The 12967-nt window shown below is 43.6% G+C and carries 5 protein-coding genes; 2 read left to right on the top strand and 3 right to left on the bottom strand.

Annotated elements, in window-relative coordinates:
* Window positions 1-117 precede the first annotated feature (117 nt).
* The 3 genes from KIH23_RS07335 to KIH23_RS07325 are packed head-to-tail and all read right to left on the bottom strand — an operon-like array spanning window position 118 to window position 2672.
* Window positions 118-1293: a porin gene (locus KIH23_RS07335; protein WP_213212564.1), complete on the bottom strand. Its 1176-nt coding sequence runs from the start codon at window positions 1291-1293 to the stop codon at window positions 118-120.
* Between the two features lies 1 nt (window position 1294).
* Entirely contained in the window at window positions 1295-2023 is a 729-nt protein-coding gene (locus tag KIH23_RS07330) for an SdiA-regulated domain-containing protein (RefSeq protein ID WP_213212563.1), read from the bottom strand.
* A 10-nt stretch (window positions 2024-2033) separates the two neighbouring features.
* The gene (locus KIH23_RS07325; protein WP_213212562.1) at window positions 2034-2672 is read right to left on the bottom strand and encodes a hypothetical protein; all 639 of its coding nucleotides are present in this window, start codon (window positions 2670-2672) and stop codon (window positions 2034-2036) included.
* Window positions 2673-3018: 346 nt separating this feature from the next.
* Here KIH23_RS07325 and KIH23_RS07320 point away from each other — a divergent pair, with 346 nt between their 5' ends.
* Both KIH23_RS07320 and KIH23_RS07315 read left to right on the top strand, forming a co-directional pair.
* Window positions 3019-6411 (top strand): hypothetical protein, encoded by a 3393-nt coding sequence (locus KIH23_RS07320; RefSeq protein ID WP_213212560.1) that lies wholly within the window; start codon window positions 3019-3021, stop codon window positions 6409-6411.
* Between the two features lie 154 nt (window positions 6412-6565).
* Window positions 6566-12967 (top strand): beta strand repeat-containing protein (locus KIH23_RS07315; RefSeq protein ID WP_213212558.1); only part of this gene is annotated, 6402 nt, incomplete at its 3' end.

The following is a 12967-nucleotide window of genomic DNA, read 5'->3' as shown; positions in this document are numbered from 1 at the left end:
TCTTGCAATTGATGTTCTGTGAAATCCTAAATATGAAAAGATTTTTTAAAGGGGAAAACTGAAAACAAAATCTTCAGACTTTCCCCTTAGTAAAAAACTCAATTTATTAACCCACTTTTATTTGAATTGAAATTGCATCCCCAGCCTGAATTGTTCGGTCCATTTGAGCGGGTCGATGCTTTCTTCATGAATAATATTGAAGTATTGAAACTTAACCATGGCATTGTATCCGTGTATTTGATAAGCCAAAGCTGATGAAAAACGCTGACTGTTGCCGGGCGCTAAATCATTGAGGTCTAATTCTTCATATCGCGCAGAGACAATTGTATGCCATTTTTTGACAAAATAATTCAGTTGCGCTATGTAGCCGCCGGCCAAAACATAACCTCGGGTTTGACTTGGATTGAAATTTAAAAATAGGGGATCGTTCTCTTTTCTGGGTTCAAACTTGAGTTGATGCAGCTCAAATTGCGCTGAAAATCCCATGTACTGAAAAGAAGCATCTAATCCGTAGGCGGTTCGTTTTCCGTCAATGACTTTAATTCCGTATTCGCCCAATGCCTCTGCCGGAAGTGTTTCGCCGTCAGGTTGTGATTTATTGGTGTATCGGGCATTTAATCCCAATGAAAACATGGGCGTAGGCGAAAGATGATCGTCAATTTCGCGGTAGCGATAGCGCGCCGGATACGAAACATCAACTCTGCCCACATATTCCAGTTGTCCACTGGCATCGTTGTCTCCGTTGAGCGACCATTCGCCTAAACCAGTATAGGCGCCTAAATAAATATTGGCCCGTTGACGCCAGAAATTTTTCATCAGTGTTACTCCTACATCGCGTGTTGAAAAAACAGAACCTCTTGTGAGTTCAGCTCTTTGCCAATACGGACTGTAGCCAAAAGGAACCAAAGCACTTCTAGAGTAATAAAGTTTGCCATAACCTGTTTGAATATCAAACCAGCCCAAGCCTTTATAGGTTACACTAGCTTCCATGAGCCCCGGATTTTCGGGGTCAATCTGCGTGGTTCCGTTGTTGTCGGCCATGTCGGCTAAATCAAATTTGAGCTCATATTCAAAATCTCCGCCCACACGACCTTCTAACTCAATTTGGGCATCGCGCAGTTTGAATCGGTCTTTAGAATGATCTCTTTGGTCAGACTTTAAAGTTCTTTGATTGAAATAAGTAGATACGTTTCCGGTGATTTCAAGCATATGGTTGCCGTTGCTCAGGGTGAGCTGCGCCCAAGAAAATGGTGAATAAGCAGCCATTAAAATTAAAAAGTAGTTTGGCCTCATTTTATTTTTGATCCAATTGATTGAAGTAATACATTCGCTGCATATCGTCTGAAATCACCCGTAATTGTTGATTTTCATCAAAGCAAAAACCTTCCGGATTAACGATCGGTAAAATCCAACTTTGAAGGATTCTATAATCTTTGGGGTCAAGTTTAAAAAGCGTTCTGTCTTCATCGCTGAGCAACCATAAAAAACCATTGTGATACAGCACCGAAGAAATATCTCGGGCCAACCGACTCAAATTGATTTGATTCAAGATGTGAAATTGCTCATCCAACTCAAAAAGTACCACTGGATCGCGTTCTGTAATCAAAAGATATTTTTTTAAATCGCTGTTGTAACACATGGCTTCAAAACCTTTGTTTCGTCCACCGGCATACGGAACGTTTACAGATCTGATTAAATCCAGATGATTTCGACCGAACTCGTGTATCAATCGATGGGTTTCATCCATTACAAAAACGGAAGAATCCCGCACAAACAATGCTTCTAAATCTGAATTGGGAACTGCTTTTTGACGAATGATTTTGCCTTGTGAATCTGTTTCGAATAAAGTTCCTTGATCGCTGACCCAAAAAAATGTACGGCTGTCGGGTGCAAAATAAATATCAGATGGCTCAGGAATATCTACCTGAACAGACTGCTTTGATTTTAACTTCATTGATTGTGCGCTGGCCCCTACCATTGCTGACAGCAAAAAATAAATAGCTGATTGAATTTTTGAATTCATTGGTTTGGTATTAAAACGGTACGGCATCAACTGCCACGTTGTCAAATCGGTTGTTTCCGGAGGCTCCTGAGGCAGTTGGCCCTTCAAAATTGATTTTAACTTTGAAGTTCGCATTGTTATTTACCGCAGGAATAGAACTAAAATCTAATTGCAACAAACTGCTGCTTGGATCATCAACCGGATTAAAACTGCGCACGGTTAAACCATCGGTGATATAATCTGAACCATTTACTGTATATGAAAAAATCTGACTGGCCGCACCCGATGAAGTTTTGGCAGTAGCATAACTCAAAACCACTTTTTTGAAGCCTGTTGTGGGCAACTCTAAAATCAGACTGCGGGTGTTGCTGGGGTTTCTGGCTCTGAGACCGCTTCCGGCTTCTTCAGATTTTCGCAAGTTAACATCATAGCCGGGGCTAAAAACATCCATGTACCCAGCGCCACTTCCTGGATATGAAATTTTAGCCAAGGCTTTGGTCGCTTGATAATCGGGCAAAACCTCTGTAACGGTTCCGGATATTGAATTAAAATTCCAAAAGTAAATCAATTCACTTGCCGGATCTAACTTTTGCTCAGCAATGGCGATGTCACGATCCGTTGTACAGCCAAAAAGGCTTGAAAAACAAATTAAATAAAGCAGTTTTTTCATAATGCAATGATTTGCCCACAAAGCTAGAAATCACATAGTGCGCAGGGGTTAACCCGATGTTATCAGATTGTGAAATAGAACCGAAAGATTCTTTACGATTTATATACTTTTTTTTAACCTGTTTTAAAGCATCTAGAACACCAAATCACCTCTTTTTATTGATTTTACAGACAAAAAAAGCTGTGTTAAATTATTGTTTCCGCAACTCACTGAAGGTCTTGCAACTAAAGATTAATTTCATTGAACCTTAACCTTTACAAAAAGGGCATTGGCTTGTTCAAAGATAATTTTGTAAACAAATAACAAAAGGCTTACAGCAAATTGCAACAACCTAAAAAACAAGCACATGAAAACAAAATTATTCAATGCAAACACATGGTTTTTACTGATTTTGTGTTGCGCTTTGAGCATTTTTAAAAGCAATGCCCAAACTGTTATATCCTCGTGGACTTTTGATCCTTTACAAGGTGCGGTGGCCAATCCGACAGCTAACATTGGAGCCGGAACTTCAGCGGTTATCAATCCTAATTTTACAACCGAATTAATCACTCCGGGTTCCGCCACCGGAATGGATGCTACTACCGGTGCTGGTTGTGGAGCACAAAACGGAGTGAATGCTTGGGCGTTGAATCCGTTTGATCCGGGAACCAGCAACGAAAGCAACGGAGTTCAGTTCAACACCAGTACGTTTGGATATCAAAATATCTTTTTTACCTGGGATCAACGTTGGTCCAACACTTCGGCCAATACCATTCGTTTACAATATACTTTAGACGGAAGTACTTGGACGCCTTTTGTTATGTCAGTGGCCAATACAACTTTTTGCAACGGCTCGATTAATGGCAACGGTTGCTTTGAAACCAATACTATAGGTGATCAATACCGAAGAATCCGCGTGGATTTTTCCGGCATCAGCGGTGCCAACAACAATGCTAATTTTGGTGTGCGAATTCTGGCTGCTTATTACCAGTTTACTACTGAATTCCGGCAAACGTCCATCCCGACTTTGGTGGCCAATCCGTTGGGAACTTGGCGTTTTGACAATGTCTCTTTTTCGGGCACTTTGAATCCAGGGCCAACTGCATCGGCCATAACCGGAACAGCAACGATTTGCAACGGTTCATCAACCAATTTGGCGGTGAACATCACCGGAGGTACCGGACCATTTACCTTAATATACACTGATGGAACTACAAATTTTACCGTTAACAATTATACCAGCGGAAGCCCCATATCAGTCAATCCGACGACCACCAAAAGCTACACCATTGTATCGGTAACCAATGCCAACGGGCAACCGGGCAGCAACAATACCGGAACAGCCACGGTCACAGTCAAAGTAAAACCAACCATAGCACTTACGAGCGGTTCGGCTTGTGCTGCTGTTTCGTTTAATTTAAACACGCTTATCTCATCAGCGGGTAATCCGACCGGAGGAACCGGTTTTTTCTCTAGAGCTTCTAGTCCGTCTACGCCCATTGCTTCACCTACGGCATATACAGGAGCAACCATCCCTGATTTAATTTATACCTATACTTTTAATGGTTGTTCAACGGTGAGTAATACCGTCACCTTTACCCGAAATACGGTTCCGGTCATTACTACCCAACCCAGTGGTTCACAAACCGTTTGTCAAGGAACTGCCTTTTCACCCATAACCATTACAGCTACCGGAGCCACCACTTACCAATGGTATTACAATTCGTCAGCAAGCTTTGTGGGTGCTAGCGCAATTCCTTTGAGCAATACCGCTTCATACACCCCTCCATCTGCTTCGGCTTATGGGCCAAGATACTTTGCTGTGCGAGCCACCAATGCTTGCGGAGGTGTCAACAGTACTGCATGGGCGGGTCCGTTTTATGTATTGGCCCCCACTGTAGCCGGAACCATTTCAAGCCCACAAACTTTGTGTGCTGACGGATTGATTAGTTCGGCTTTAACACTCTCAGGAAATACAGGTTCGGTGGTTAAATGGCAAACCGCCGATGATGCCGCCTTTACAACCAATATTGCTGATATTAATTTGACCACAACAACCTTAAGCCCATTGAATTTAGGTACGGTAACACAAACCATTTACGTGCGTGCGGCGGTTCAAAACGGAAGTTGTTTGCTGGCCTACACCGCACCTATCCAAATTTTGATGGATGAAACGATATGGAACGGGAGCTGGAGTTCTGGTGCACCCAGCAGTTCTAAGCGTGTCATTTTTGATGCCGACTATAGTTCAACAGCTGATATGAGTGCTTGCTCTGTAGTGGTTCGTTCCGGAAATGTGGCTTTTAATTCAACCCACACCCTGAATATTACCAACGAACTCAAAGTGACCGGAGGAACACTCACTTTTGAAAACAACGCTTCATTAGTACAAGTCAACAATGTTGCCAACACCGGAAACATTACCTACAAAAGAGATACAACTCCGGTGCGAAAATATGATTACACTTATTGGTCATCTCCGGTTGATGCCCAAATCATGGCTGTATTTTCACCTTTAACCATGTCTGATAAATACTATTGGTTTAATCCCGCTATCTACAATTGGGAAAATGTGACCGCTCCTGCATTAACCCCAATGGATATTGCTAAAGGCTACATCATCAGAGCTCCGCAGAATTTTGACCCAGTATCAACGGCTGTTTTTCACGGCTCTTTTTACGGCAAACCCAACAACGGAAACTACAGCATCAATGTAACTTATACTGACCCGACTCATGATTTAAACTGTCTGGGTAATCCATATCCTAGCGCCCTTAAAGCCGATGATTTTATCTTGGCCAATCCGAGTGTTTTTGGAAGCGGAACTACCCTTTATTTCTGGACACACAATACCCCCATTACCAATAGCAACTATGTTTTTAGTGACTATGCCGCTTATAATTTTACCGGAAGCACCGGAACAGGGACCGGAGTGCCGGGTGCCAACAACCTGGCTCCAAACGGATATATAGCCGCCGGACAAGCTTTTATGATTAAGGCTATTGCCAGTGGTGCGGCGCAGTTCAACAACAGCATGCGCGTGGCTTCAAACAACGATCGTTTTTACCGAAATCAAAGTTTGAATTCAGAAAAGCACCGCATTTGGCTTAACTTAACCGACAGTCAAAACAACTACCAACAACTGTTAATTGGCTATGTGCAAAACGCAACCAATCAATATGAACCTGCCTATGATGGTTTGCTGCTCGAAGCGGGGAATTCTTTGAGTTTTTATTCTAAAACAGACACTTACAAACTCAGCATCCAAGGAAAATCTTTGCCTTTTGATTTGCAAGATACCGTTGTTTTGGGCTGCAGGATTTCAACAGCCGGAACTTATCAGATTTCACTGGCGCAATGGGATGGGCTATTTGAAAACCAAGGAGTCTACTTAGAAGATAAATCTTTGGGAATTTTACACAATTTAAAGGATTCAAGTTACCCATTTTCATCGCTAGCCGGAAGTTTTGACGACCGATTTGTGATTCACTACACCCAACCAAGTTTAGGAATTGTTAAGCAAGAGCCTTCAACAGATTCTATTTGGGTATTCCAAGAGCAAAATCAGATAAAAATAGAGCTCGGAAACCAACGCATCAAACAAATAAAAATTTACGATGTGGCCGGTAGAATTGTATTTGATCAGAGGGGTATAACCACTTCTAAATATACCCTCACAAAGCCAGACATGAACGGGCTTTTACTGATTGAAATTACCGATGAAAACAACAAAATACACTTCAAAAAATGGATGCAATAATATCTTAAATCATTGATTATCTGCCCTAAAAAACATTCAAAAACAGGGGCTAAATCAGTTCGGTTTTATTAATGCATTGATAACTTTTACTTGATAACATTCTCTTAGTAACCCAATAAATTTATTTCCAAAACAATTAATAATTAACTTAAAAATGAAATCAACTTTACACCCTTTGAAAGGTATCGGTTCTTTGGTTTTTTCTAACCCAAGCCAGAGAACATCCTTTCAAAATCGATTTGCTAAAGCATCCGGATTTTCATCATCCGGTTGGGCTTTTCTTTTTTTGTTGTTGACCCTTTTTGTGGGCAACATTCAAAAAGGTTTCTCTCAGACAACCTTGTCCGCAGGTGATGCCGCCATTGTAGGTTTTAACTCGGCTAATCCAGACAAAATTGCTATTATCTTGCTCAAAGATATCAGCGCAGGTACCGTTATTAATATTACCGATAACGGATTTACAGCTGGTGCCACCGGTAGAACCGGAGAAGGTTTTTTAACCTACACAGCTCCCGCTGCTCAAACAGCAGGAACCGTCCTTACTTGGACCAACGGACAATCTATTACCGGAACCGGTTGGAGCAGTAACAACCCTACCAACTTTGCACTCAACGGAAGTGGTGATCAGTTGTTCTTGTTTCAAGGACCTACGGCCAATTGGGCGTCTCAATCGGGAATTACCTTGATTTTTGGCGGCAATTTCGGCACTGCTCTTTCTGCTACTTCAGCCGCTGCCAATACGGTCCAACCCACCGCTTTAACTGGGAACAACTTCTTGAATTTACCTACAACAACCAATGCCAACGGCTATTTTGCCAACGGTAACACAGCCGCCACAAACGTGACTATTTCAGACACAGCGGCCAATGTCTTGGCTTTGATTGCCAACAGCACTAAATGGTTCGGAACTTCAGGATCCGCATCTACTTTTCCAACCTATAACATTACTTTATCAGGGCCAAAAATTACAGTAACCGGAACACCTTTATCAGCAGTTTCAACTACCTATGGTACCGCCTCGGCTACGCCCACAACATTTACGGTTGCAGGTACACAACTCAACAGCAATGATTTGGTGATTACTGCTCCGGCAGGTTATGAAATTTCTCAGACGGCACCAGGAACATCGGGTTATGCCAGTTCTTTAACCATTGTACCAAGTTCAGGTACTGTAAGCGCTACTACTATATATGTTCGATTGGCCGCTACCACTACCGTTGGAACTTACTCAGGAAACATCAGCTGTGTCTCGGCTCCGGCCACCCAAGTGAACGTAGCCACTGCAGCGAGTAGTGTTACTCCTTTAACGCTGACTATTAGTGGAGCTACGGCACAAGATAAAACTTATGACAGAACCACCACAGCCACCATTACCGGAGCTACAGCTTCAGGAACGGTAAATGGAGACATCATCACCGTTCAAGGCGGCGGAACTTTTGACAATTTTAATGTTGGAAACAACAAATCAGTCACTGCTGCTTTGACCTTAAACGGGACAAATGCTTCCAGCTATACTTTTTCACAACCTACTGGTTTAACGGCCAACATCACCCCAAAAAATTTAACGATTTCAGGTGCGGTTGCGCAAAATAAAATATACGATGGCAATACCAATGCTATCCTTTCAGGCACATTGACCGGGGTAATCTCGCCCGATGACGTGAGCTTAAATGCCAGTGCCGCTTTTGACACTTTCTTGGCCGGTGACGGAATCAACGTTACCTCATTTTCAACCTTGGCGGGTGCTCAAGGCACCAACTATGAATTGGTTCAACCTACGGGTTTAACAGCCAACATTACACCAAAAGCTTTGACAATTGTCGGAGCCGTTGCACAAAACAAAACGTATGACGGAACCACTACAGCTATCATTACCGGTACACTTTCAGGGGTTGTTATTCCTGATGATGTTGACGTAATTTTGTCTGGAGAATTTGCCAGCGCAAGTGTAGGTGTAAATATTCCGGTTACTTCTACTTCTACTTTGATTGGTGCTGATATCGCCAACTATACCCTAACCCAACCTATAGGTTTAACCGCCAACATAGGTTCAGCTCCCCTATTGCCGCAAACCATTACTTTTGATTCTTTGAGCGATGTGGTTTATGGCTCAACCGATTTTGATTTAACGGCAACCTCAGATTCTGGTTTAGCAGTTACTTATGCTTCATCAGACACCGCTGTTGCTACCATTGTTCCGGGTGTTGCGCCTGATACTTATCGTGTGCATATAATTAGTGCCGGATTTGTCAACATCACGGCCAGTCAAAGTGGTGATTCAGTATATGATTCAGCGATACCTGTGGTTCAAGGATTGAATATTACACCAAAAGAAATTACCGTCAATGCTACTGCTTCAGATAAGGTATACGACCGAACTGATGCTGCACAAGTAACCGGAACCCTCAACGACGTGGTTGGTTCAGACGATGTGACTTTTGTTGGTTCTGGATTTTTTGAAACCTTTGCTGCTGGAAACAACATCAATGTGATTTCAACTTCTGTACTGAGCGGTGCACAAGCGGGTAACTATACTTTAATTCAACCTACCCTTACTGCTAATATTACGCCTTTAACTTTAACTGTAATTGGCGCTTCAGTTTCTGATAAAGTTTATGACGGAAATAATTCAGCCACCATCAACGGAGCAACTTTACAAGGAGTGATTAGTCCGGATATCGTAAACGTAAGTGGTAACGGAACATTTGACAGTGTTAATGTGGGCAACGGAATTTCTGTGGGTACACAACTTACTTTAAATGGTGCCGATGCTGCCAACTACAGCCTAACACAACCTAGCGGTTTGAGTGGCAACATTACACCATTGGCACTAACCATCAGTGGTCTTTCAGGTGTTTCACGCGTTTATGACAGAACCACCGCTGCAACTTTGAGCGGCACTGCAACTTTGAATGGTGTAATCGGAACAGATGATGTTGCGATATCAGGTACACCTTCAGCTTCATTTGCCAGCAAAACGGTAGGTACCAACAAACCGATTACCGTAACCGGTTATACACTCAGCGGAGCGCAAGCAGGCAATTACTCTTTGACCCAACCTGCCGGGCTTGTGGCCGATGTTACGCCGTTTTCTCTGACTATTTTCTCACCGGCAGCAGCCAGCAAACAATATGACGGTACTACTGCAGCTACAATTTCGGGAACCCTCATTGGAACTTTAGGAACTGATGTAGTTACACTTATCGGAACCGGAGTTTTTGCCTCGGCTGAAGTCGGAAACAATATTGCCGTTACATCCACAGCTACCTTAGACGGAGCAGACGGAGCCAACTACATCATCAATCCGCAACCTACCGGATTAACCGCCAATATTACAACTGCTCCTAGCGTATTGGCTTCACAAGATTTTGAAGTAGTTCCGGCTACACCAACTTTGACTTTCACTACTTCAGATATCGGAACTCCGGGAACCAACACCGGTTTTAGCTCTGGTCAATCCGGAAACTCAAGCAATGATGCTCCTGCTACAACCAATTTGTTCGCATCGGGTGCCAGAGGTTACCGTGTGCAAGGACCTGCCTCAGGCTCGTTGAATACCGGTAGAGTTTTTACTTTTGCAACGGTTGATGCTTCATCGTATACCAATATTCAAGCTTCGTTTAGAATTGCCGGAATGTCATTGGGATCTAGCGGAAACGGAATGGACAACGCTACAGGAACTACCATTTTAGGTGCAAGCACCCCTATTGACTTTGCTTTGATTGAAGTGAGTCCTGACGGAGGTACCACCTGGTACAAACAAGCCGTGGTAAGCACCACCAGTTCAAACGTTCGTTGGTCATTTGCGCCAACGGGATCAGGAACTAAAGTATATGCTGCCAACGATTTATACACCAATTTCAACACCACCGGAACCGGAACCATTACTTCGGGCAGTTCGGCCATCACAACCGCTACGGTTACTTCATTGCCATCGGTAGCCAACCTCAAAATCCGTATTACCCTTGAGTGTAACTCAGCCAACGAATCATGGATTTTAGATGATGTCAACTTAACCGGAATTCTCGGTGCTCCGTGCACAACTCCTGATGAAGTATCGTCACTAGCGGCCACCAACGGCAGCGGACAATCGGTTGTGAGTTGGAACTACGGAGATTGTTATGATCAAGCGCTTGTGGTTGCTTCAACTTCTGCTTTTAGCAGCGAAATCCCAACAGGTGACGGTAGTGCATATACGGTGAACTCATCAAGCTTTACCGATGCAACCAACAGCACCTTTGACGGCGGTGTCATCGTATACAAAGGTTCTTTGAGTAATGCTACCATTACTTCATTGACCAACGGAACCACTTATAACTTTAAAGTTTTTGTACGCAAAGGAACCAACTGGACCAACGGTGTGGTTACTTCAGCAACTCCGGTTGAGGCTAGATATTACTGGGATGCTGATGGTGCTGCTAGCTCAGCCACTGGAGGAACCGGTACTTGGGATAACTCGGCCACCAGCAATTGGAGAACACCAAACACAACCGGTTCATTGGTGCCATGGGTAACCAACACGACTCCTTTGAATGCAACTATTGCCGGAAATGCGGGAACCATTAGCATTGCCGCCGGAACAACTTTTGCGGTTACAGCACCTAATTTGAATATAGATACCAACGGATATACATTGGCTACCGGAAGCGGAACAATTGTTTTACCAGCCGTGAATACCCTCTTAGCAGATAATGTTAACTTGACTTTGGCTCCAAATGTCAACACAACAATTCCTGCCAGCGGAACCATCAGTATCGGAAATGTATCAGGCGGAACTGGTGCTGGTATTACATTGACTTCAGCACAAAGTATTACCGCTGTAGCACAAAGAATCAATTTATCAAGAACCAATGCAGTTCTTTCAGTGCCGGTGACCATTACTTCAGCCGGCGGTACCGGAACAGCTTCAATTGCACCTATTGTAGCTACTGCAGTAGGAACCAGTTTAAGCAGCAATGCCAACATCGTCAACAACTCGGCCATCAAAACCGGATTGGGCGCTACCAGCGGATTTGATTTGACCGTTAATAGCGTCATCAGCGGTTCAGCTGATTTGATGTTTGCTGCCGGAGCTTCAGGAGGCGCCGGAACCATTACTTTGAATGCAGCCAACACTTATACGGGTGCTACCTTATTCAACGCTGCTACCAGCGGAAGAATCAAACTGGGCATCAACAATGCCTTCCCAACCACAACACAAGTTACCATGGGTTATTCAACCAGCAACGGTGGAACCCTTGACTTGAACGGTTTCAACCAAACCTTTGCTTCACTCAACAGCGGTGTAGGAGGCGGTTCTATTTTGAACAATGCAACAGCTACCGATGCTACTTTAACTATAGACGGAACTGTGGCCAGCAATTTTGGTTTGGCCATTACAGACGGAACAAGCAAAGTGGCGCTTCAAAAATCAGGAAGCAGCACTCTTACTCTTTCATCGGTATTAAACTCTTATACCGGAGGTACTACTTTAACCGACGGTGTACTACAATTGGGCAACAGTGGTGTTTTGGCCAACTCTGGCGCCTTGATTTTCAACGGAGGAACGATCAATACAGGCGGATTCTCTGAAACTGTGGGCACTTTGAATTTAGCTTCTACCGGAACCATTGTTTTGGGCAACACCAATCACTCTTTGACTTTTGCCAACAGCAGTGCTGTAAATTGGTCTGGTTCAGCACTTACCGTATCAGGTTGGAACGGAACTGCAGGTCAATCAAACACCAACGGTCCTAAAATTCAAGTAGGTGTGGGCGGACTCACATCGGCTCAATTAGCCAAAATTACTTTTGCCGGTTTTGCGGGTACTCCTATTATATTACCTTCAGGTGAATTGGTTCCGGCTGGGCCAACTTTATCATTGACTAGTGGTGCAACAGAGCACGGAACTGTGTGTGTGAATGCTTCTGCAACCACTGTTCAATATACTTTGAACAATGCCGGGGCTTCAGCTTCAGACGTAACCATCACTTCTGACAACGCTGAATTTGTTGTCAGCAATGCAGCTACTGTTATCAACGGAGCTTCTACCGCTACTTTTGAGGTTACCTTCACACCTGCTCAAGACGGTGTTCGAAATGCGAACATTACCATTAATACTACAACACCTAACGGTAACACTCCATTGGTGATTGCCTTATCAGGTACCGGACTTGCCAATGCTGTTTATTATGCTGATGCTGATACTGACGGATTCGGTAATGCTGCTGTTTCACAAATGGCTTGTACACAACCATCTGGTTATGTTTCAAACAACACTGATTGTGATGACACTAACGCATCTATCTATCAACTTGCTACTTACTATGTTGATGCTGATGCTGATGGTTATACCAACGGTACTGCTTCAGTTTGTTCAGGTACTTCAGCTCCTGCTGGTTACTCTGCAACTTCTGCTGGAACAGATTGTAACGATACTAACCCAGCAGTATACCAAACAGCAATGCTTTATGTAGATGCTGATGGTGATGGTTACACAGTTGGCGCTGCAACTTCAGTTTGCTACGGAGCTACTATCCCAACAGGATATTCAGCTACTTCAGCTGGTGAAGATTGT

This window comes from Flavobacterium sp. CYK-55 (assembly GCF_018413465.1).
GTDB lineage: Bacteria > Bacteroidota > Bacteroidia > Flavobacteriales > Flavobacteriaceae > Flavobacterium.
This window is presented reverse-complemented; position numbering and strand designations above follow the sequence as displayed.